The organism is Pseudomonas sp. GNP013, assembly GCF_054343995.1.
Genome location: NZ_JBTGUT010000001.1, coordinates 2,333,268 through 2,355,004, shown reverse-complemented (window position 1 = coordinate 2,355,004; position 21,737 = coordinate 2,333,268). Strand labels below are relative to the sequence as shown.

Sequence of the window (21,737 nt, the reverse complement as noted above, 5' to 3'; positions counted from 1 at the left end):
AGTTTCTCTTGCATCTTTTGCATGGCGAGCAGCAACCGGCCCGCTTCGTCAGTGCCATCAACCTTTATCGGTCGGGTCAGATTACCTTCGGCGATGGTTTCAGCCGCTTCAAGTGCCAACGCTATCGGTTGGGTGATGCTCTTGGTCAGCATCCAGGCAAACAGCATAGTCAGTAGCGAGGCAATAATGAGTAGGCCGACAACCCAGTTGAACGCAGAGCTGTACTGGTCAGCAGCGGATTGATTGATGATAGCCAGCTGGGCGTTATTGAAGTCAGTAAGCTTATTCAACGCTACGTTGATCTGCTCAGCGTTAGCCGCAGATTCGGCGTTCAGCACGCGCGTTAGCTCCTGCAGATCGCCAGCCCGACTGAGGGTAACAAGGCGCGTTTCAATTTTGCGATATTCACCCATCAGCCGCATATAGTCGTTGTAGTCGGATTGCTCTACAGGAGATGAAATCAGTTTGGCGTATGCTGCCTGCGACTTGTTAAGTTGTTGGTTTTGTTCCTCAAGTAATTCGATGGTCCTGTTCTGAATATTCGGTTCGCGATCAGTCAACAGCCGATGCGATAAAACCCGCATACGGACGCCCGTCACCGTGAGAGCATTCAGGGTCTGAAAGCTAGGGACGCCATTTATCGCGATATCGTCGCCAGCTGCTCGGATCTTGCTCATCTGAGACAAGGCGAAGAGGCCGAGAATCAGCATGAGCGCGCCTATCAGGGAGAACCCCAGAAATGCGCGCGGAGCAATGTTCATTGTTCTTATTGTCATGGTTTTCCCAGATCGTGGAATGTGCTCCCCGCAAGCAGCGGCGGATGGCCCAGCGCATAAGTTTTTATCGGTCGCTTGATGACACACTTGAGCGAAAACAGCTGTGTGCCGCATATTAAAACTGATATTGCCCACTCACCAACTTGCAGACATCGACTGATGGTGGCCCGATGCAGCCCGATGGCGACAATCTTCAACCCAAACGACCTGGACGCGACGTTCGTTCAGTTGGTAGAGACGCGCTAACAAGGTTGCATATTTCTCTTGCAGAATCAGTTCTAGAGGCTGCAGCAGCGTGGTAGAAGATGCTGTGCATAATGGTACTCAAGGATAGGGGATGGTCGGTTCGATGCCGGCGAACACCGCGCCAGCGCCGTCGTAAGTCGCTTCGCCGAGGAAAGCATGCTGTGTCACCACCATGGAGTCGCGTACGATCCATTGCAGACGATTGTCATTGAAGATGGCTGCAGTCCCCGCCAGTCGATAAGCCTTCATGACTACGTCCGCTCCGGTATGAGCGGCATGGGTGGCGCTGAGGCGTAATAAGTTAGTCTGCTGCAGGGTCACCGCATTACCGGCGATGAGCGAAGCCCATACAGCTTCGGCGGATTCGTAGAAAAACGCCTGGGCGCTTCGCAGCATCGCCTCTGCCTTACCCAGTTCGCTGCGATAATAAGCTCGATCACCCAAGCGCGGGGCACCGGTGACAGTCTTGGTGCTGCCCGACATTGCGATCACCAAGTCCAGTGCTGCGCGTGCCAGCCCAAGGTTAACGGCGGCGTGAACTTGCGCCTGGTAGGAAACGGACGGGTAATGATAGAGGGGCTCGTCAATTGTGGAGGCACTGCCCCGCACGAAAGTCCACTCGCGTTGGATGTTCTTTTGGTGCAATTTGAGGTCATGGCTCCCCGTCCCTTGCATCCCGACAACATTCCAGTTGTCGACGATCTGCACTTCGCTTGCCGGGAACACAGCGGTCAGCGGTTTGCCTGCCGTCGGTCCTCCACCGTTGGCCGATGTGCCACCTATGCCTACACCAATCCAGTTGGCGCCTTTGCACCCACTAGCAAACCGCCAGTGCCCGCTGACTTCCCAGCCATTTTCAGTCTCTTTGGCGGGTTGTAGAGGGTAAAGGCCGCCAGCATAGACCTGGTCTGGCCCGTTGGCATAAATCAACGCTTGGGTTGCCGGGGGGAGTGCCGCCAGGTAGATGTTGGCTGAGCCGAACGCGGTCACCCAACCGACCGAACCGTCGGCTTCGGAAACCCGCTCTACGATGCGTAGGAACTCGGCTGGAGGCAGCGCATCGCCACCGAAACATTTGGGAGTACTGGCGCGGAAGATACCCACTGCTTTCATTTTTTCGATCATGTCTAAAGGGACATGGGAGCGTTGGTTAAACTCGCTGCGACGCTCGGCAATCTCCGCAATCACATCATCCAGGGAAACCGCCTTGATGCTGATTGGAGCGCCTTTACGTGTGTCACGATAATCGAAATTGTTTTTGCTGTTCATGTTTATTGTTCTCTGGCTAGGGTGATTGCATACACGTTCAGAATGCGTGGGCTGATAAGAAAAAATCAAATTCGAAATATGAATAAGGTAAATAATCCGTGGGAATTAACTGTCGTGCCATGCGCCTCTAAAGGGGAGGGCGTTTAAGTGCGACGGCTATTCCTGCTGTCAATAGTGCGTATGAGTAAAGCGAATTTGACCGAATGAACAATCCCTCTCAACATGGATTCACCAAGTCAATAATTAACAGGTGAAGGTTATGGTTAGCGATCAATCAAAACAACATTTCCGGCAAGCGCTGTCATTGTTGTCTGCGGCGGTGAATATCATTACTACCGATGGCCCCCATGGTCGCTTCGGATTAACTGCGAGTGCGGTCTGTTCGGTCACTGATACGCCCCCAACATTATTGGTTTGCATCAACCGTAACAGTTCAATTCATGAAGCGTTGCTGGGCAACAGGGCGTTGTGCGTAAATATACTGACCGGTGATCTGGAGGGTGTTGCGCGACAGTTTGCTGGTATGACCGACCTGCCGCCTGCTGAACGTTTTGCCGGCCAGGATTGGCGGACAGGCTCCTCGGGCCTACCGGTGTTGAACGACGCCCTAGCAAGCCTCGAAGGAAACATAGTAGATATCAAGGAAGTCGGATCGCATTCGGTATTATTTGTAGAAATTAACCAAATTCAGGTCCGTGAAGAGGGGGAGAGTCTGATTTACTTTGGGAGAAACTTTCACCGTCTGGGGCGGGCTGCAGCCGTCAACGTACAGACGTCGGCATCCTGAATAATTGCAGTTCCCCATTCGTGGGTTACAGGGTTTATAAAGAATGCTCGCACGCCTCATTTCATATGAACTCCAGTATGGCTGCCGGAGGCAAACAGACTAATGATTAACCGGCGCAGCCAGGTTATCCCGGCATCCGATAGGAAACGGCTATGGCAATAAAGTCCCACCGAGATAGGTGGCAATTCGATGGGCAGACTCAGCAGCCGATAGCGCTGGTCGTGGTTTAGCTGCATGGCAATGGCACGCGGCAGAATCAATGCCAGATCAGTGTTGGCAACGATTTTCGGGGCAATCGTGAAGTTAGGCACTTTCAGAGCGATTTCGCGCGCAATGCCGGCCTTTCCGAATGCTGCATCGGCGGTTACGCCATGGCCGGTAATATTGCTCGAAACGTCAACATAGCGCAGGGCGAGTATGTCCTGAACGCTCAATTCATCTTCCTGAAAAGGATGGCCGTCGCGCAACAGACAAATGAATTCGTCGTCTAGCAAGTTTTCGTGGATGCACTCTTCACCAAGCTCTACCAGATAGCCTATCGCGATATCTATATCACCTTTGCGCAATGCCATAGCCAGTTGCTCTATAGGCATTTGACGCACATCCAGGCGTACTTTCGGCGCCTCGCGCGCTAGCACTTCCATCACCGTCGGTAGCACATAAAGTTGCGACATATCCGACATGGAGATGCGAAAAGTACGATCCGCTGTTTTCGGTTCAAAGTTCGAAAACATCATTAATGCGCTTTGAATAATAATCAGCGCATGTTCAATGGGGCCGTGCAGGCGAATAGCTGCGTCAGTCGGCTCCATCGACGTTGCTGTTCGTACGAACAGCGGATCGTCAAACACATCGCGTAGTCGACGCAGTGCGTGACTGACGGCGGGCTGGCTGAGGTGTAGGCGTTCGGCCGCGATTGTCAGGCTGCGGTATTCCCAAATAGCCACAAAAGTCCTGAGAAGATTCAGATCGATCGTGGCCATGTTGATGTGCGTCATTTATTTACCACGAGCCTTACGCGTGATGCTGGAAAAGACGCCGTCGCGGTATATCCAAGCATGTATCAGCGCTGCGCAAAGATGTCCTAACACAAGCAGAAACAGAACCCAGGCGAATAACCCATGTGCGGCCCGAAACCAAGCGTAAAGCGCGGAGCTGACAGGAGCAATGGGTGGAAGGTTCCAGCCCGCGAACATGGTGACAGGCCAATTTCCGGCAGAGAGCGTGGCCCAACCGAGCAGTGGCAGGCAGAGCATCAGCAAGTAGAGCAATAGATGCGAAACATGCGCCGCCATTGCCTGCCAGTACGGTACGCTGGCAGGCAATGGCGGCGTGGTGCTTAAAAGCCGATTGCCTAGACGCAGGATAGCCAAAAGAAGAATGGCGATTCCCAGAGGCCTATGAAGATCAATGAGCCAGGGACGCAGGCTCAGAGAAGACATCATGCCTACACCTATAAATAGCATAGCCAGGATAAGGACAGCCATGAGCCAATGGAGAAGCCGTGCCGCGAAGTTGAAACTTTGCACACCGGTGTGCTTCTGCTGGGTATGCATTATTTGATTTCCTTTTTGCCAACCGCGTCAGTGGCTTTACCAAAACCTATTTCTCGTAATCGGGCGTTATAGGACTGGGAGTAAATACCCGCACGGGCTGCAAGCACCGGATCGTCTGAAAGCGCTATTCCTGAAGGTACAAGCGTCGGGTCAAAGTTAATGTCACGACATGCCCCATGAGTTTGCTCTACCACCTGGTTGACCTCTAACGTCCCAGCGATTACCTCCTTGCGGTTGCTCGGCCATGGTTGAGAAGGGTCGTTCACCGGATCTCCCGCCTCGGCCAGTTGGAATACCAGATCCCAGTACAAGGGTGCTACACCCACACGCTGAGTTATTTCATCAAACAGGAAGTCATGACTGGCTTGCGCATGAGCCTCTTTGCTCAACATCTCTACCGCCGCATGAGGGCGCATGGACCAGCGCACAGGTTGACGCTTTCCATCCGCTGCAATGAGTACGAAGGCGTTGATGGAATTATATTCGGTTCCTGCAAAACTGGCCGGCCAAGTCGCGTTCGCCTCTCGCTCTACAGACTTGCGAGCCTCTGGATATTTTTGAAAAAACGCGGCCACCTTGTCCGGGGCTGGTTGTCCAGTGGCAGCCACCGGTTCAAAGGCCTCGACCTGCGCCAGGAAACCCTCGGCATCCCGAGTCGCGAAGTAGGGTTCGTTGTTGAGCTTCATTCGCCACTGTGACTTGTCGTCGCCTACCAGCATGAGTGCCATGCTGACGGTCGCCGTCGAATTGTCCGCCGCATGCGGGTCCACGGTGCCGATTGAAAAACGCCCGACGGCTGGGATGTTGGCCGGTAGAAAAATACGTGAGGTCGACAGAGGGACGGCCTCGCCGCTCGCATGAAAAGTCCCACTGAAACACATACCCTTACCGTGGGCCCGTCGATAGCCTGGTGGAAAATTATCCAGGGAGTCACCCAGAAACTCTTTTGTGGTAACGCCGGTGCCTAAGAATCCTCCTGCCCAGGCAAAAGCCAGCACAAGAGCAGTCGCGATACTGAATATGCCCAACAACGGCACTCGATATTTCCATAAACCCTGAAGGTTATTCTTAAGCATAAAATTCTCAGCTGCACGTTGTCAGGCAGCGCTGGATTGAAACTGCCGAATGGCTAGCGCCAACACTAACCGGCGCAAAGCAGTAGTCATGTGTAAGACAGGGGGATTTGAACCGCCGATACGGCAAGAAAAAATCCCGGTGGGCTCAATGGGTTTGCTTGAGCGGCAACGCATGACAATCCCTGCGCCATAGCCTGTGTGTCATCACATTGCTGAGGACGGCCAAGGCAAATGACGCCGGCGATGCACCGCTTTTGACGTTATATGTCCAGCACCAATCGTGGAGACTTTGATCGTGAACAGCATACCAATATCGTATCGTTCGCCGCTTTTTCATCAGCAGTGAGATACACATCGCGATGGTCTGGTTCACCCTCTAAAACATCACAGAGGCATGTGCCACAAACACCCTGCTCGCAGGATATTTCGATATCAATACCTACTTCAGCCAGTGCTTGATAAATGGTCTGCCCGGTCATGACATTGACGGTTTTACCGCTGCGCGCCGCCACAACCTCAAAACCAGACCCATTGGTATCAATGTCGGCCTGAAAGTATTCGCGGTGAATGTGTGCATCAGGGTAGCCGAGTTCGAGAGCATTATTGATAACCCACTTCATAAAACCTCCCGGTCCACATGTATAGATGTGAGCCGTGTCCTGGCTGCCTCCTAATACGCGTTTGAGGTCCAGTTGGCTTTCAGGTTCATCGTCGAAGTGCAGCTGGACAGCTTGGGAAAATCCGGAGAGCTCCAACTCTTCAAGAAACGCACTTCGGCTACGTGAGCGTGCGCAATAATGCATCTCAAACGCCTTTCCCCTGGCTTCAAGCGCATAGGCCATGGCCAGCATCGGTGTGATGCCAATACCCCCTCCGAGCAGGATTGAACGTTCGGCATTCAAGTCCAGCGGGAAATGGTTACGAGGCAGGCTTATGTTTACCTTTACGCCTTCAAGTAATTCCTGATGGACTGCAATGGACCCACCCCTGGATTGAGGATCTCTCAATACCCCAAGGCGATAAATGCCTGCGTCAGCGGGATCGCCGCACAACGAATATTGGCGGATCACATTTGAGGGTAGGTGCACATCAATATGGGCACCGGCCTCAAAGGTCGGTAAATTGCCGCGGTCTGCCCGCGCCAGCTCGATGACGACCACATCATCACCTTGCAGCACTCGTTTAAGCACGACTACGTTTAGGAGTTCATTCATCGGGTAATACCTGTACGCACGCGGGAAGACAATTCATATTGATGGTTTAAAAAAGCTCGCCAATCTTCATTCAGACTGATCAAAAACACGCATAACACCGGCCTTGAGTGACGTGTGAGCGAGTAAGCCTTCTTCACCCAATTCATGACCTGCGCCTGAATCCTTCATGCCGCCGAAGGGGAGACTGAGATCCAGCACATTGTGGTTATTGATCCAGATAGTGCCTGCCTTCACGCCGCCGAAGAAGCTCGTGATCCGATCAACGTTTTTGGTCCAGATACTGGCCCCCAAACCAAATGAGGTCGCATTGGCGCGCTGGATAACCTCACGGTCGTCCTTGAAGGAAAAGGCTGTTAGCACCGGCCCAAAAATCTCCTTTTGGGATGTGATGCTGTTGTTTGTAAGGTCGGTCAAAATGGTAGGCTGAATATAAGCGCCAGGGCTGTTGATCGTTTCGCCCCCACACAGTAATTCTGCACCGGACTCAAGGCCCTGGTGGATCATGCTCATCACCTTGTCGCGGTGGGCGTGATGAACGAGTGGACCCATCTGCGAACTTAAATCCAGACCCGGGCCAATTTTGATGGTCCGTGCGATTTCAGCGACTCCCGCAGTGACTTCGGCGTAGTGGCGTTCGTGGACGTACAGCCGAGAACCTGCGCAGCAGTTTTGACCATGATTGCCGAAAATAGCCCAGGCAGCGCCGGGAATAGCGATGTTCAGATCGGCATCTTCGGCGATGACGACCGGTGACTTACCGCCGAGTTCAAGCGTGTATTTTTTCATCAGGGGCGCTGCTATTGCGGCGATTCGTTTCCCTGTCTCAGTCGAGCCTGTAAAACTTATCTTGTCCACGCCAGGGTGCTCAACAAGCGCCGCACCTACTTCATGACCTAGGCCGGTAATGACATTGACAACTCCAGGTGGAATGCCAGCTTCATTACACAGCTCCGCCAGGCGCAAAGTAGTGAACGGGGTTTGCTCAGCGGGCTTGAGAACAACAGTGCACCCCGTTGCAAGAACAGGTGCCAATTTCCAGACCGCTTGGCAAAGCGGAACGTTCCACGGGGTAATTGCTGCGACGACACCCAGTGGCGATCGTTTTGTGAAACCAAAGAATTTTTGATCCGGCAGGTAAGGAACGGATAGATCCAGGGTTTTTCCAGAGATTTTGGTGGACCACCCGGCCATATAACGCAGCGTATAAACCGACAGGTCCGCATCGAATGCGCGAGTGTTTCGAATAAGGCGGCCACTGCTGAGCGTCTCGAGTTCAGAAAGCTCCTGAGCATTTTCCGCAATCAGATCAGCGAGCCGCAGCATCAAAGCTTCACGTTGATAGGGTCTCATTCTGGACCAGGCGCTGTCTTCAAATGCCTTGCGTGCAGCGGCCACTGCCAGGTCGACGTCAAATTGGTCTGCCTGTGCGATTTGACCTAATTCAAGACCGTTACTAGGATCGGCGATAGAAAAGTATTTTTCTGAATGCGGGTCCCTGAACTCACCATTAATGAAGATTTGGGTACGTTTGCCGATCTTGGATTTAGCCCCAGCGGTGAGGTGTTCGTAGTTATTTGCCAATGTCATGATCGAATGCCCATTGTTATTGTTTCAGGGGCCGCTATCGTACTAGCGGAATATAAAGGAAATTAATATCCCGCACCGTCACGAGTTGGACAATGACAGCAGAGGTACCTATTGTTGCCCTTGCTGCAACAAAGGCGAATCATCCAGGTGGTGCGTCCAATGTCTCACTTGCGTTTAGGGCGGATTGGTTTTTGCTGATCGTGCCCTAGGTCGTGGACCACGACTGCACTAAGCTGAGACGATGACGATATCGGGTAAAACAGTAGTGCATCTGACCGGGCAGGTATATCTAGCCTGTATGGAATACAAGCAAGTATGGTCTTTAAGGCGAATTAAGAGTGTTGTATAATTTCTGCAATTTTTAGGTAAAAAGGAAATTCTCAATGAGGGTTGCTAAAAACAATCAAAAGACTGAAGAGAAACGTACGGCTATTTTGGTCGAGGCAAGGATGGTATTTCTCGACTCGGGAAATGCTGGATTCAGTATGAGAAGCGTGGCTAAAAAAGTCGATATGTCGCTGAGTCATCTTCAATATTTTTTTCCGACCAAAGATCAACTATTTTTGGAGATGGTCAGGTATACCGTAAATGACTATCTGAAAAATTATAAACTCATCATGATGGAGTCCTATAATAGTCCCGAACAACAGATGTGTGCTGTGTTGGATTATTTGTTTAGCGATCTCATGCGACTGGATGTTACAGCTATCTTCGTCGAGCTCTGGGGGATGGCACTCCGGGATGTAGAGGCGCGCCTTTTTCAGCGTAAACTGTACAGAGTCAATAGGCGAAAATTTTCGACAATCCTTACCAGGGTTTACCCTGATGCATCGCGTGAGACCATCAAGCGGGTCGCAACCCAGGTGCTGTTACACATCGATGGCATTATGGTGCTTTACATGGTGGATTGGCCGGATGCGCAGAATTATGAGCGAATAGTTCAAGACGCTAAATCCATCATATGGAGAATCATGGAAAACATCGCTCAGAAAAAAGAGGCTAGTCAACTGCCGTAGCTATGGCATTTTTCCGAACCAAGAAAATCTTATTGGGATTTCTGCTGGTGCAATCACGGATGCGCCGAATCTGTGCGTTTATCGCCATTGCCAAGTAATGCACCAAATCACGCGAAAGAGGGGACAGCTTCCTGGATTGGCGCGAAATAATTTGTACTTGTGTTACATTCAATGCGTGATAATCGATAGGAATAGCTTTTAATGTACCGTTGCATAACTCATCAATGACGGGAAAGTCACTGAGTATTGTCGAGGCTATGCCATTGCGCGTGAGGTCCAACATTATCTTCAGTGAGTTTGAAGTAATGTAAGGCTGGAAGTGAGCGCTGCTTTCACTTTGCAACTGATCAATAATTCCTCTGATCCGGTACTCAGGCGGGGGTAGAACAATATCTTCCTCAGCCAGGTCTTGAAGACTGAGTATCGATCTGCCCGCCAGCGGATGGTCGGGGTGGACAATAGCTCTCATGGGTTGATCGAAAGAATGGAGCCTATTGATGTTGGTGGTCTTGGTCGGGGAAAACACCAATCCTATGTCTGCTTCGTCTTCAGCGACCATTCGCTCAACTTCGTGAGAGGGCGCAATCAACAGCTCAGTGTGCGATTGTCGGTTAGCTTTGAAAAATTGATAAAGCTCACCTATGGCCTGAGTACTGAGTAATCCTTCGCCCACCGCAATGCTGGTTCTATTTAAATATCCTTCTTTGAGTTGGCCGAGTTTTTTCAAAAGTTGATTGTGATGACCCATACGCTCAACATAATAATCAACTGCAGCCTGACCAGCGGCGGTCAGGCAGATCCTGTGAGTACCTTCTTGTATGAGCTGAATACCTAGATCGGACTCCAGTTTCGCAATCTGTCGACTGATGGAGGAGACGGCGAGCTCCAGCTCTTCGGCCGCCGCGCGCATGGTTCCCAGTCTGGAGCTCAAATACAGATACTTGAAGCGTTGATCTTGAAGCTCAGTTTGGGAATTCATCATGGGTGCCTCGCACGGTTCGCATCATCAAGTTTTTTATTATGCTGACGAATCTATGCTAGTGAATGCCGGGAAGCAATACTGCGGGCTAGTTTTTTTGGTCAGTGACCTACAATGCTTTTATAGCTTTTTGATCTAAGGGGCGTTTCTGTCTGCGCCGAAATTTGCGGTTCCAGGTTGCACGTTTAACGTTCTATGGAGCTCTTGATTGCGGAGGTACCCCTGATTTCCTGGCTTGATCAGCTGTGCTGGCGCTTGAGGTGATACGGTGCGGGATTAACTATGGGTGTGTCGCCAGTGACGAGATCAGCGACCAGTTGTCCGGCTGCTGGAGAGGTGCCAAAACCATGCCCTGAGAATCCGGAAGCAAGCGTCAAGCCCGGGATTTTATCCACGGGGGATATCACTGGGAGGCCGTCCGGCGTTACATCGATCATGCCAGCCCATTCGAGCTCTATGGTGGCTTTTTTAAAAGCGGGCCAAGCTTCAGTGAGATTGCGTAATGCAGCCCGATTCAGTCCGTGATTGACCTTTGGGTCTATTGTCCGTCTCTGCTCGAAAGCAGAGGTACCTTGGTCAGAATTGCGTCGCGACAGGGCCAGTTCTGTCATGAAATCTCGTCCCAGGGAAAGATTCATGTTTTTCCATTGGGAACGCAGTGTGGAAAAGTAGTGATGCCCGATCAGCAAGCTGTCAGGTACGATCGGCACCATGAAAGCTCCCCGGTTCGTGATGATGTATCCGCCGTCCTGGTGTTTGCGAAAAGAGATATCTGGAGTGCCTACTGCGACTTCAGTCATGCCCTCTATCGTCAGAGGAGCCGTTCGAAGGACTGAGGCGACTACCGGTAACGTCAACAGGGGAACACCGCAGGTAGCCAGGAAGCGTCTTGACCACATGCCGCCGGAAAGGATTACGTTATCGCAACGCACTTCCCCCCGCTCGGTTACAACACCGCTTACTCTGCCTGCCGACATGGATAGCGTTCGCACCGCGCAGTTCTCCACGATGATAACGCCTTTAGCGATAGCCGCCCGTGCGATGGCACTGCTGGCAAGAGTAGGTTCTGCTCGGCCATCAGAGGCTGTGTAAATTCCGCCTGCCCAATCGACGGTGCACCCTGGAGAAATATCAACGATTTCTCTCGCCGTGACCAGGCGTGAGTCGAGCGAGGCATCAGCGACTGAGTTCAACCATTCTTGATGTGAAGCCATTTCCCCGGCTGAGCTGGCGGTATACAAAATACCCGTCTGTCTGTAGCCAACATCGGCATTGAGCCGTTGTGCCATGGTGCTCCATAGTTTTTCTGCGGCGATTGAAAGAGGGAGGTCCAGTTTGGCCCGCCCCATTTTCCTGATCCACCCCAGATTTCGCGAGGATTGTTCGCCAGCAATTCGGCCCTTTTCAAGTACTGTGACGGGGATGCCACGTTCTGCCAGCGACAATGCCGCAGTGAGTCCGATAATGCCCCCTCCGATCACCACCACTGTCGTGGCGGCAGGAAGAACGACAGAAGTCTGAACGGGAGAGATAGAGGGGGCCAAGTTTCTTGTCCTTGATACTGTATACGTTATCGAAAGTGCACTGAATCGCTACGCCCTGAGGCTGCTAAGTGTCACGTATTGTTATGAGTAATCGTGATTTCTTTGACATTGGCCTTTGAGACCCCGCGATAGGCGGTGACTTCAATTTCAACTTTGTATATCTCAGATCCCAGAGGAGGGCTGGTCAGCGTCAGCGTTGGATTAATACCGCGCATTTTTTCTGCGTAGGTGGCCATTACGATATCTATGTCCTTCGCAAACGGTATGAACACGCGCGCGGCAACGATATCGCCAAGCGAAGCGTCAACGGCCGAAAGGGCATGTTCTATATTGGCCAAGACTTGAAGGGTCTGCTCAGCCGGGTCTTCGGGCATTTCCTTTGTGGCGGGATTGCGGCCGGCGGTATTGGATACGAAAATCAGATCGCCGACGGCGATGAGGCGCGAATAGCTACCCAGCTCCTCAAACTTGGATCCGGTTTTAACTTTAATAACGTCGATAACTTCTTTCATGTGGAGTGTCCGGTATTCAATGAAAACTCAGAAGGCGCGGTGGCCGTGCGGGATCAACTTAGCGTTGGGGTTTCCCAGAGATTAAGTTTGACGCCTATGCCTTTTTCGCAGGCATTGCGATAAATCACGGTGCCCCACGCAACGTCTTCTACCGGCATACCGCCGACGGACATGATGATGATTTCATCGTCGTTTTTGCGGCCAGGTGCTTCACCGACAACAATCTTGCCCAGATCCTCGAGCTGGTCAGGTGACATTTTTCCTTCGTCTATCAGATCCAGGAATTGGATGCCCACTACTGGCACGATGTTGTGCACTGGCTTGGGATTTTCTTCATGCCATGCCTGGTAGAGAGAAGGATTGTCCAGAACCTTGCGGATGTCGGGTGACTGCATGCCTTCATCGATACTCGTCAAGGCGGGCATGGACAGAAACGTACCAGGGCTTAACCATTCACGCTTCACCACAGGATAGGCAGAGGCATCGCCAATTGCTCCGGAATTGCAGAATGTGACGATGTCACAGTCGCGTACCACAGCTTCGTTGGTGTCAACCACATGAATGTTGACAATCTGCGGAAAAGTCTCACGAACCCACGATGTAAACGCATCGATATTTTTTTGGCCGCGTCCTTTGACTTTAACTGTGTCAATCTCAGGACATTCGGCAACGAATGCCGAAAGTGAGGTCTTCGCCATCACACCTGGACCCAGGATGCCAACCACCTTCGAATTCTTTTTGGCCAGATGGCGGGCGCCTACGCCAGGCACGGCGCCTGTTCGATAAGCAGAAAGAAGATTCGCTGACATGATTGCCAGAGGAGCGCCCGTATCGGCATCGTTGAGTACGAACAGAAGGATGGAGCGGGGGAGGCCCTTCTCTCTATTCGCGATGTTGGATCCGTACCATTTCATCCCGGCTGTTCGAAATTGACCGCCAAGGTACGCAGGCATCGCCATGAAGCGTCGATCGGGGGTAGGTTTGGGCATGTCCGGAAAAGGTGAGTCTTCGGGAAATACCACCACAGATCCGTGGGAGTTGTTATTGGGACCTGCCATCCTGTAGTCGCCGTGGTACATCAGGGAAAACATTTCTTCCATCGTGTCAACGCAGGCTGCCATATTGGTGACGCCCGCCTGAATCATGTCCGGTTCGGAGAGGTAAATGAAATCAATATTTGGTAAGTTGTGCATAGTCGTTGATGCTCATTTTGAAATACTGCTCTTGCCGCTGATACGAACCTTTCTCAGCGGGGACGTGATCTGACCGGTTGCGGTCTAACCTTCAACGCCGTTGTCATTCTGAATCGAACGGTCCAAATCGCAGGGCCTTCGAATAATCGGGTGAGCCATGACGGTTATGCGCTTTTTTCGGCGCTTAACTGCTCCAAATCAGCCTTGGAGCATTCGGCATGAGTTCTGGCGCTCAAGCTAAACTAGGTAACAGACCACGCTTATCCTACAGTTCGTTTTTTTGAACTCGATGACATTCGAGGCGACACTTGTTGTGGTAATGACAACGCTTGCGCTAGCAGGGTATAGCGGCTATTCCGGTCAAGCACCGATCAACATCATTGCCTAAAAAGCAACATGATCCCTGGTTGCTGTGATTGTGGCCCGATTTCTATGTCAGTAATTTCCTTGTCTTGTTTTTGCAGATTCGACAGGAGCCTTTTCATGATTTCCCCCATTTCTGACATTTCCCTGCTGGAAGAGCGTATTCGGGTACTTGAGGCCGAATCTGCGGTTCGCCATTTACTGAATCGGTATATGTTTTTGTGCGACGTTCCCGGGCCTGAAACACGTGAAAGCGAGCTGGGCCAATTGTTCTGCCAGGACGCAGTTTGGCAGGGGGTCGGTTCTCGGTATGCCCTTAAGTTTGGTCGTGTAGGCGGACGCAAAGCGATAGTGGCGATGCTCATGAGTTACCTGCCGCCAGCTCCACACTTTCTGTCAAATATGCACTTTCTTTCCGGTGAGCAGATATCTGTCGATGGTTTTCAAGCCAAAGGCCGATGGGTAATGCAGCAACTCAGTCGCTACGAGTCTGGCCAATCAGGATCAATTGTCGCCGCCCTCAGCGTGGAATTTCTCTGGGAGGCAGACGCCTGGCGCATCTCCTCTTTTTCAACTGAACGCGTTGATGCCTTTCGTCTCGAGAATGTCCAGGGGGCGTCACTGTGAGCCCGCTGGTCATTGAAGGTTGCATCGGGGGGCCAGGTCGGACGGTCGCCATCAAGGATTCTTTGGATGTGGCAGGTTGGCCAACACGGTGTGGGAGTCGTGCTTTCGAACACGCCCCGCCAGCCCAAAACCATGCAACTGTTGTGAAGGCGCTTCTCGACGATGGTTGGCAAATCATTGGCAAGACTGTGCTGCATGAGCTGGCTTTCGGTGTGACCGGTATCAACGAGTGGGCTGGAACGCCAGTTAATCCACAGGCACCAGATCGGATACCTGGTGGCTCTTCCAGTGGCTCAGCGGTCATCGTTGCTCAGGGAAATGTGGATGTGGCATTGGGTACTGATACAGGAGGTTCTGTGCGCATGCCGGCTGCTTGCTGTGGGGTCTTGGGTCTCAAGCCATCGTTCGGTCGTTTGAGTCGTCACGGTGTGTATCCGGCCTCCAGTTCTCTTGATGTTGTAGGACCCATGGCTCGTGATCTCGAGACGCTCGTGGCCGCGATGACTTCAATGGACTCAACTTTCTCGGCGCATAAGCCTCTCGGGAAATTTCGGGTAGGTTTAGTCAATGTCTCTTGCGATCCTGCGATTGAGCAAGCCATACGGAACGAGATGAATCGTCGCGGCTGGGCCTGGGAAGTCGTCACGCTGCCGCTTCTTGATCAGGCATTCGAAGCTGCATTGACCGTCATTAATGCTGAAACGTGGGCTGCTTATAGTCATTACACCGGCCAGGCTTTACTGGGTGCCGATATTGAGGCGAGGTTACTGCGTGCGGCCGACACTGATGCCGTGGCCGTACAAGCAGCGAATGCGGTGCGCATGGCATTCAGCGAACAGGTAGACCATTTGCTGGAACGCTTCGATACACTCGTCCTTCCGAGTTTGCCTCGTCTGCCACCGCTATTGGTCGATGTGTGCAAGGGTGAATCGGTGATCGATCTGACGCGCTTCCTCAGGCCGTTCAACTTGAGCGGGCACCCTGCATTGAGTGTGCCAATTCCCTATCCGGGTTCCTCCATTAAAACCGGCCTGCAACTCATCGGAGCAAAGGGTGACGATGCACGTCTGTGTGCCATTGCTGGTGCGTTCCTTTGAATAAATCAGCGTTCGTCATCGAGCGCAGCAAGCACGCGGGTCAGGCGGTGCAATCAGCAGGCGGTGCAAGCAAAAAGTGACTCAGTTCCTTCTCGGGCGACCAAGGACCTGATCAGGGATGTCACCCAAAAGGTTGCAGCGTTGCAATCTGTACAACGAATGTCGCTTACGGTGTCATCGTTTCCGCGGCGAAGTACTGCAAGGATACCGGTAGGCCGTACACCGCTATGAAGCCGGCGACATGTGATGCGCAATCTACATCGCGCCGACAATTAGAAGGATACGCTTGAACCAGATTCAATCCGATTGCCACGGCCAGGAATATACACTGCACATTGATGCCTCATTGAATAGGCGTCATGAATCGTGTCATCGAAGACAAGTTCCTGAGTACCCGCCTTTTGGCAAGATAAGCGTTTGGTGAACTTGGCAACGAGTGGAGAGCGATATAAAGAATAGCCAGGCTGCGGTTTTCAGGGGCAGCGCGCAGGTATTGCTTGCGCTTGAGGAGCGCTCGCGTTGGTCCGCAAGGATGCTGCTGCATCGATTTATTTCCGTTATTCATAAAATAATTAGAGTGGAGAATTGGGATGACAGAGCTATCCGAGCCCCTATCTGCAGATGTACCTGCAGGCGGCCAGCAATTAGAAGGTAATCTAAGTGCTTATAAAATCGCGTTATTGGTGATTGCAGCCGCAGGACCGTTAGGGGCGGTTCTCACCGCAGCCCCTATTGCTTTTGAGCACGGTAATGGCGCTGGCCTTGCCGGAGCATTCCTGCTGGCAGGAATTCTGATGATTTTTTTCTCGATAGGGTATGGCGAATTAATCCGGGCGATCCCGGGGGCCGGCGCATTTTACAAATACCTCACGGTGATCTTTGGACGGGGCGTAGGAGCGGGGGCGGCATGGGTTGCCTTAGCCTCTTATCTGGCGATTACCACGGCGATTGCTGTGGCGTCCGGGTATTACACGAATATGACCCTGCAAGGGTTTGGTATTGATATCGGCTGGGCAGCATGGACCGTCTTATATGTGGGGGCGATCTGTTACCTGGGTCGGGCGAATATTGATTTTGCCGCAAAGATCCTCGTGCCTTTGGTGCTTGCAGAGTTCTTTGTGCTTTTTCTACTGGGTATTTCCATATTCTTGGATAAAGGTCTTAACGCCTTCCCGGTTCAAGCCATCTCGGTAGACGCAATAATGTTGCCGGGGCTGGGGGTTGGGCTCATGGTGGCGCTGGCATCATTCCTCGGTGTCGAGTCCGCCGCGCTTTATGCGATGGAAGCCAGGAAGCCAGCAAAAACCATTCCGCATGCCACTCGTTTGGCGGTCGTTTTGGTAGGCGTCGCCTACTTGATCATTATCTGGCTGATCATCGGTGAGGTTGGGTTTGACTCCATCAAGGACGAGGCAGCAATAGCGAAGGGCGGGTTGGTCATTAATCTGTTCACGACTCGTCTGGGTAGCACGATGGCGACGATTGTTTCCCTCATGCTCTGCACCAGCAACTTTTGCTGTTTGTTGTCACTGCATAATGCTGCGACGCGCTATGTTCAAGTTTTGGCCAAAGACAGACACTTGCCGAATGTGCTTTCACATGTTCATGAAACGAAAAAATCTCCAGCCAATGCTAGTCTTCTTGTAACCGTGCTCGTTGCGCTGACCATTATCGTCTCTTCCTCCCTGGGCTATGACGCCTTTGTATTTTTGTTTCCCGTAACGGTGGCATTGTCGACGCTTGGATTGATAGGGCTTCAGACATTTGTCACATTGGGGGTCGTCGTTCACTTCAAAAAAGCCAACGATAAACGGTATTTTAAAACATTACTCTGCCCACTCATCGCACTGGCGGGTCTTAGTACTGCCGTTTATCTTATCTACGATAATTACGGCATGCTAACGGGCAGTGAATCTGCCTGGGTCAATGGCACTCCATTACTTCTGGTTGTCTTGTTTCTCTACGGGATAATCAAGGGGCGCTTCAGGAAAGCTGACTCCTCCGGGATCAAATGATATAGGCCTTACCTAAACCGCCGTTAAGCTTGATCCAGGTGGGCTTACGCTTGTTGTCTTTAAAACAATAAACCTCTCGCGGTCGGCGGTTGATGAGCTGTGGGTGCGGGCTTAAGGTTATTTAAAAATGACTCTCGTCACATTGCGATAGAAAGGTAATTAATTGTGAGCGATTTAATTAACGTTGTCGGGTTTGATATGGAGCCCGCAAGCTTGGTCAAGCACGACCGCGTGCACACCTCGTTGTACACCGACGCCAAGCTGTTTGACATGGAACTGGAAAAGATTTTCTACAGTACCTGGGTCTGGGTCGCGCACGTCAGCGAGATCCCGGAGGCGGGCAGCTACAAAAGCACCTACATCGGCAAGCAGCCGGTGATCGTGGTGCGCGACCGCAAGAAACAGGTCCATGTGCACCTCAACCGCTGCCGCCATCGCGGCGCTACGGTATGCGAACACAAGAAGGGCAAGACCAACAGCTTTGTCTGCCCATATCACGGCTGGAGTTACGCGCTGGATGGTTCACTGCGTGGTGTGCCGAGCCCTGAAAGCTACGGTGATTGCCTGGATAAGGGCGAGCTGCCTCTGGTCAGCCTGCGTGTTGAAGAATACGCGGGCATGCTGTTTGCCACGCTCAAGGATGACATCGAACCATTGGTCGACTTCCTCGGGCCTGCCAAGAAATGGATCGACCTTTTCATGAAGCAGGGCGCCGGTTACCCGATCAAGGTCCCAGGCGAGCACCGTTTTCGCTTTCCGGGCAACTGGAAAATCCAGCTGGAAAATACCACAGACGCTTACCACTTCCCTCTGGTGCACAAGTCATTCCTGGCATCGGTTGATGAGCAAACCCTCAAACTGTTCGACTTCGTTGAAGGGCCGGGTTACGTCGAAGACCTTGGTAACGGGCACAGCGTAATGGTGATGATCCCCGACCTGGTGGATCTTGAAGCCGATCTCGACAAACCGATTCCGGAGCGCTTCGAGGAGCTTGCTGCGCAATTGCGCGAAGACGGTATCGAAGAGCAGCAAGTGCGCCGTATTGTTCGTGCTGTCGGTGGCTCGGGTTTCAATCTTAACCTGTTCCCCAACGTTGCCTGTTCCATGGCGTTTTTCCGCGCGCTGCAACCGATATCGGTGACAGAAACAGAAATTCATCACTCGGTAATCACCATGGACGGCGGCCCTGCTATAGCCAACCGCTACCGCCTGCGTTTGCATGAGCACTTCCAGGGTCCGATGGGCTTTGGTACTCCGGACGATTCCGAAGCCTGGGAGCGTGTGCAGAAAGGCGCCAGTGCTGGCGAAGACCTGTGGATCATGTTGAACCGTGGCCTGCCGGGTGAGAAACCGACCGAAGACGGGCTGGTCAGCGACGTAAGCGCCGAGACCGGCATGCGCGCTGCTTACCAGCAGTGGAAAAAGATGATGACGGCAGAGACTAAGTAAATGAACCTGCAATTACTGAACCAAGTCACCGCTTTTATCTGGGCTGAAGGCGACATGCTCGACCATGGCGAATTCGACACCTGGTTGAGCCTGTGGAACGAAAAGGGTACTTACATTATCCCGATCAATCCCAAGGAAGAAGACTTCGAAAACACCCTCAACTACGCCTATGACAATCATCACATGCGTCAGTTACGAATCCAGCGTCTGACCGGAGGTGATTCGATTTCCACCAGCCCGCAGCCGCGTACCGTGCGCACCCTGTCACGTTTTCGTGTGCTGTTCGAAAGCGATGAAAAAGTGACGGTCCGTTGCGCGCAAAACGTGCGCGAGTTCCGTAAGGACTCGCTCAAACATTACAGCGCGGACATCGTCTACGAGCTTGAACGCGTCAGTGACACTTTCAAGATTCAGCGTAAGTTGATTCGTTTGATCAACGCTGACGACGCGCTCGCTGGGATAGGTTATATACTTTAAGTTAACAGTTCGGGTGCCGAAGACGAGGAGTGTTCGAACTGTTTCTGCCGACTATAACAGTGGTGCCTTCTGACACTCGCCAAGCGTTTTGATCGGAAGGCACTTTGTCGGGGTTGAACAGGGTCTACTGAGGGTGTCGGTTATAGATTTAAATATCAGTCTCTGTAGAGGCGGTGTTTTCTGTCGGGTCAGCATACTCAAATTTTTAGCCCTTCTTATACGTGGCACAGGCTCTACAGAAAAAGCACGTCAGACTCGATTGTTGTACAGATAATAATGCTCATGTTAGGCCTGCTAGAGAGGTATTCAAGCAAGATATCGCTAGGAGGTGAAGATTTAAAAAAACGCAACAGATGTTTAAAGCATAGACTGCGCAACTATTAATCGGTAGCTCGCATTGACTACCCCAACGACTGCAGAATCCTGGCGGCATTTAAATGCAGGTGAGGAATAGCCCATTTAATGTATCGCTTAACCCAATAAAAAAAATGGAAATGCAACCATGCGTCGATATTCCCTGCTTCACTTTTGTACCCTCGCTGCACTGTTCAATGCAACAACTCCCGCGGGCGCTTATGAGCTTTTTTCCCGAGATGACACCCATCTCAATGCTAACTTGGATGCGGTTTTTGGCGTTTTCCACAGTCGTGAAAGTTATCCAGCCTCTGGCCGGTTAACACAGGGGGCGTCCTCATGGCGAGAGGGCTACATCAAGTACGGCGTGAGCGGCGATCAGGGATTGCGAGGCGCAGGGACGGCCTATGGTGCCTTCTCACTGGTCAGTTCGGCCACTTGGGGGGACGGGGACGCTGCTGGCTACACTGATGGATCTGAGCGCACCACCAAGATTGAAGATGCTTATTTGGGATGGCGCTCGGGCAACCTGGTTGAAGTCCTTGGCAAAGACGGCATCGACTTTTCATTCGGTCGACAGAATATTGCAGTGGGCGACGGCTTCCTTATTCAGGGCGATGCCTTCAGTGCAGGTCGCGGCCTCGGCGACGGACAGTACAATCGTGGAGGTGCTTTCTACGTGGCTGCCCGCAAAGCGTTCGATAAGACAGCCGTGTTGCGCATTGGCGGTAAAGAGGGCTGGCGTGGCGATCTGATGTGGCTTAAATCCGATAACCCCTCTCAGGCCAATACCGAGATGTACGTCGGTACGCTGGAACACGTGGCTGCAGCCGGTACGGTTGGCCTGACGTACATCAACACCACGAAAATCGCTGAACAGTACGCTTCGCCCCTGCAGCTTGAGCGTGAAGGCATGAAGACCTACAGCGTGCGCGCAGTGGGTAATGCTGGCGTGGAAAACCTGTTTTTGTCGGGTGAATACGCCAGGCAAAACAAACCGAATGCGGCGAATGAGGACGCTTGGTATCTGGAAGCAGGGTGGACCTTTGCTGATGCTCCGTGGAGGCCGAGCGCCAGCTATCGCTACAGCCGCTTTTCAGAAGGTTATGACACCTTGTTTTATGGGACGGGTCGTGGCTACGGCACATGGTTCCAGGGTGAAGTGGCCAGTAACTATGCCGGCCCCTTCAACAATAACGCTCGTATTCAGAATGTTACGTTCAAGGTCAATCCTTTGGAAAGCCTGACCCTCGGAGCCATGTACTTTAATTACGACACCATCGATCGTAACGTGAGTAACACCGATGGTCATGAAATCGACTTGTATGCCGAATGGCGCGTTAATCAGCACTTGACCGTTTTGCCGTTGTTAGGCATCTACCAGCCAGACAAGAGCGCAGAGAAGGGGGGGACGCAGTTGGGTAACAACGATACAAATGTGTACACCCAGTTGGTGTTTTCTACGACATTTTGATACCTGGCAGGTGACTGATGTCACCTGTTTTTGTTCCTCGCCGTTTAGATAAAGTTGTATCCCTGCACACGCCATAGCTCACCGTCGGATCGCCGAGTTTTGCCTGGCAAACGTTCTGTACTTCTT

At 52.1% G+C, this 21,737-nt stretch carries 18 protein-coding genes and 1 pseudogene; 8 read left to right on the top strand and 11 right to left on the bottom strand.

From position 1 onward, the window contains the following. Nucleotides 1-5: 5 nt before the first annotated feature. Both ACXX81_RS10515 and ACXX81_RS10510 read right to left on the bottom strand, forming a co-directional pair. Nucleotides 6-761, bottom strand: a pseudogene (locus ACXX81_RS10515) (MCP four helix bundle domain-containing protein); the annotation flags it as partial. 339 nt (nt 762-1,100) lie between these two features. Next, a complete protein-coding gene (locus tag ACXX81_RS10510; protein ID WP_015372136.1) occupies nt 1,101-2,291 on the bottom strand; it encodes an acyl-CoA dehydrogenase family protein in 1,191 nt (396 codons plus the stop codon). A 259-nt stretch (nt 2,292-2,550) separates the two neighbouring features. Between ACXX81_RS10510 and ACXX81_RS10505 the strand changes: the two genes are divergently transcribed. Then, nucleotides 2,551-3,078, top strand: a complete 528-nt coding sequence (locus ACXX81_RS10505; protein ID WP_003232755.1) for a flavin reductase — start codon at nt 2,551-2,553, stop codon at nt 3,076-3,078. Between the two features lie 56 nt (nt 3,079-3,134). Here the strand turns inward: ACXX81_RS10505 and ACXX81_RS10500 are convergent, their stop codons facing one another. The 5 genes from ACXX81_RS10500 to ACXX81_RS10480 form a co-directional block, all read right to left on the bottom strand. After that, nucleotides 3,135-4,076 carry a LysR family transcriptional regulator gene (locus tag ACXX81_RS10500; RefSeq protein ID WP_015372134.1) on the bottom strand — a complete coding sequence of 314 codons (942 nt, stop codon included), beginning with the start codon at nt 4,074-4,076 and terminating at the stop codon, nt 3,135-3,137. After that, nucleotides 4,077-4,634 (bottom strand): cytochrome b, encoded by a 558-nt coding sequence (locus ACXX81_RS10495; RefSeq protein ID WP_003232751.1) that lies wholly within the window; start codon nt 4,632-4,634, stop codon nt 4,077-4,079. After that, nucleotides 4,634-5,710 (bottom strand): catalase family peroxidase, encoded by a 1,077-nt coding sequence (locus ACXX81_RS10490; protein ID WP_041931476.1) that lies wholly within the window; start codon nt 5,708-5,710, stop codon nt 4,634-4,636. The genes ACXX81_RS10495 and ACXX81_RS10490 overlap by 1 nt, the downstream gene beginning before the upstream one ends. A gap of 260 nt (nt 5,711-5,970) precedes the next feature. Then, nucleotides 5,971-6,924 carry a PDR/VanB family oxidoreductase gene (locus ACXX81_RS10485; RefSeq protein WP_015372132.1) on the bottom strand — a complete coding sequence of 318 codons (954 nt, stop codon included), beginning with the start codon at nt 6,922-6,924 and terminating at the stop codon, nt 5,971-5,973. A 66-nt stretch (nt 6,925-6,990) separates the two neighbouring features. Next, nucleotides 6,991-8,511: an aldehyde dehydrogenase family protein gene (locus ACXX81_RS10480; protein WP_015372131.1), complete on the bottom strand. Its 1,521-nt coding sequence runs from the start codon at nt 8,509-8,511 to the stop codon at nt 6,991-6,993. Between the two features lie 383 nt (nt 8,512-8,894). Between ACXX81_RS10480 and ACXX81_RS10475 the strand changes: the two genes are divergently transcribed. Next, nucleotides 8,895-9,527, top strand: a complete 633-nt coding sequence (locus ACXX81_RS10475; protein ID WP_015372130.1) for a TetR/AcrR family transcriptional regulator — start codon at nt 8,895-8,897, stop codon at nt 9,525-9,527. Here ACXX81_RS10475 and ACXX81_RS10470 read toward each other — a convergent pair. The 4 genes from ACXX81_RS10470 to ACXX81_RS10455 all read right to left on the bottom strand — a co-directional run bounded on the left by ACXX81_RS10470 (nt 9,511) and on the right by ACXX81_RS10455 (nt 13,755). Then, nucleotides 9,511-10,509 carry a LysR family transcriptional regulator gene (locus ACXX81_RS10470; RefSeq protein WP_236277690.1) on the bottom strand — a complete coding sequence of 333 codons (999 nt, stop codon included), beginning with the start codon at nt 10,507-10,509 and terminating at the stop codon, nt 9,511-9,513. The two genes, ACXX81_RS10475 and ACXX81_RS10470, sit on opposite strands and share 17 nt — an antisense overlap. Before the next feature lie 236 nt (nt 10,510-10,745). Beyond that, complete coding sequence (locus tag ACXX81_RS10465) at nt 10,746-12,050, bottom strand: NAD(P)/FAD-dependent oxidoreductase (protein ID WP_015372128.1); 1,305 nt, start codon at nt 12,048-12,050, stop codon at nt 10,746-10,748. Nucleotides 12,051-12,121: 71 nt separating this feature from the next. Then, nucleotides 12,122-12,562 carry a Rid family hydrolase gene (locus ACXX81_RS10460; protein WP_003232737.1) on the bottom strand — a complete coding sequence of 147 codons (441 nt, stop codon included), beginning with the start codon at nt 12,560-12,562 and terminating at the stop codon, nt 12,122-12,124. A 53-nt stretch (nt 12,563-12,615) separates the two neighbouring features. After that, nucleotides 12,616-13,755 (bottom strand): ornithine cyclodeaminase family protein, encoded by a 1,140-nt coding sequence (locus tag ACXX81_RS10455; RefSeq protein ID WP_015372127.1) that lies wholly within the window; start codon nt 13,753-13,755, stop codon nt 12,616-12,618. 483 nt (nt 13,756-14,238) lie between these two features. On the opposite strand from ACXX81_RS10455, the gene ACXX81_RS10450 reads away from it, so the two are divergent. The 6 genes from ACXX81_RS10450 (at nt 14,239) to ACXX81_RS10425 (ending at nt 21,611) form a co-directional block, all read left to right on the top strand. Next, nucleotides 14,239-14,745, top strand: coding sequence for a nuclear transport factor 2 family protein (locus ACXX81_RS10450; protein WP_065935483.1), 507 nt, complete (start codon nt 14,239-14,241; stop codon nt 14,743-14,745). Beyond that, nucleotides 14,742-15,842 (top strand): amidase, encoded by a 1,101-nt coding sequence (locus ACXX81_RS10445; RefSeq protein WP_065892722.1) that lies wholly within the window; start codon nt 14,742-14,744, stop codon nt 15,840-15,842. Before ACXX81_RS10450 ends, ACXX81_RS10445 begins: the two co-directional genes overlap by 4 nt. 590 nt (nt 15,843-16,432) lie before the next feature. Beyond that, nucleotides 16,433-17,857, top strand: a complete 1,425-nt coding sequence (locus tag ACXX81_RS10440; protein WP_015372124.1) for an APC family permease — start codon at nt 16,433-16,435, stop codon at nt 17,855-17,857. A 165-nt stretch (nt 17,858-18,022) separates the two neighbouring features. Beyond that, complete coding sequence (locus ACXX81_RS10435) at nt 18,023-19,306, top strand: aromatic ring-hydroxylating oxygenase subunit alpha (protein WP_015372123.1); 1,284 nt, start codon at nt 18,023-18,025, stop codon at nt 19,304-19,306. After that, nucleotides 19,307-19,783, top strand: coding sequence for an aromatic-ring-hydroxylating dioxygenase subunit beta (locus ACXX81_RS10430; RefSeq protein ID WP_015372122.1), 477 nt, complete (start codon nt 19,307-19,309; stop codon nt 19,781-19,783). Between the two features lie 502 nt (nt 19,784-20,285). Further along, nucleotides 20,286-21,611 carry an alginate export family protein gene (locus ACXX81_RS10425; protein WP_041931474.1) on the top strand — a complete coding sequence of 442 codons (1,326 nt, stop codon included), beginning with the start codon at nt 20,286-20,288 and terminating at the stop codon, nt 21,609-21,611. Nucleotides 21,612-21,737: the final 126 nt, after the last annotated feature.

Excerpts from the sequence above, each read along its gene's own strand:
- ACXX81_RS10510 (WP_015372136.1), bottom strand. The coding sequence starts at position 2,291 with ATGAACAGCAAAAACAATTTCGATTATCGTGACACACGTAAAGGCGCT.
- ACXX81_RS10505 (WP_003232755.1), top strand. The coding sequence starts at position 2,551 with ATGGTTAGCGATCAATCAAAACAACATTTCCGGCAAGCGCTGTCATTG.
- ACXX81_RS10500 (WP_015372134.1), bottom strand. The coding sequence starts at position 4,076 with ATGACGCACATCAACATGGCCACGATCGATCTGAATCTTCTCAGGACT.
- ACXX81_RS10495 (WP_003232751.1), bottom strand. The coding sequence starts at position 4,634 with ATGCATACCCAGCAGAAGCACACCGGTGTGCAAAGTTTCAACTTCGCG.
- ACXX81_RS10490 (WP_041931476.1), bottom strand. The coding sequence starts at position 5,710 with ATGCTTAAGAATAACCTTCAGGGTTTATGGAAATATCGAGTGCCGTTG.
- ACXX81_RS10485 (WP_015372132.1), bottom strand. The coding sequence starts at position 6,924 with ATGAATGAACTCCTAAACGTAGTCGTGCTTAAACGAGTGCTGCAAGGT.
- ACXX81_RS10480 (WP_015372131.1), bottom strand. The coding sequence starts at position 8,511 with ATGACATTGGCAAATAACTACGAACACCTCACCGCTGGGGCTAAATCC.
- ACXX81_RS10475 (WP_015372130.1), top strand. The coding sequence starts at position 8,895 with ATGAGGGTTGCTAAAAACAATCAAAAGACTGAAGAGAAACGTACGGCT.
- ACXX81_RS10470 (WP_236277690.1), bottom strand. The coding sequence starts at position 10,509 with ATGATGAATTCCCAAACTGAGCTTCAAGATCAACGCTTCAAGTATCTG.
- ACXX81_RS10460 (WP_003232737.1), bottom strand. The coding sequence starts at position 12,562 with ATGAAAGAAGTTATCGACGTTATTAAAGTTAAAACCGGATCCAAGTTT.
- ACXX81_RS10455 (WP_015372127.1), bottom strand. The coding sequence starts at position 13,755 with ATGCACAACTTACCAAATATTGATTTCATTTACCTCTCCGAACCGGAC.
- ACXX81_RS10450 (WP_065935483.1), top strand. The coding sequence starts at position 14,239 with ATGATTTCCCCCATTTCTGACATTTCCCTGCTGGAAGAGCGTATTCGG.
- ACXX81_RS10440 (WP_015372124.1), top strand. The coding sequence starts at position 16,433 with ATGACAGAGCTATCCGAGCCCCTATCTGCAGATGTACCTGCAGGCGGC.
- ACXX81_RS10430 (WP_015372122.1), top strand. The coding sequence starts at position 19,307 with ATGAACCTGCAATTACTGAACCAAGTCACCGCTTTTATCTGGGCTGAA.
- ACXX81_RS10425 (WP_041931474.1), top strand. The coding sequence starts at position 20,286 with ATGCGTCGATATTCCCTGCTTCACTTTTGTACCCTCGCTGCACTGTTC.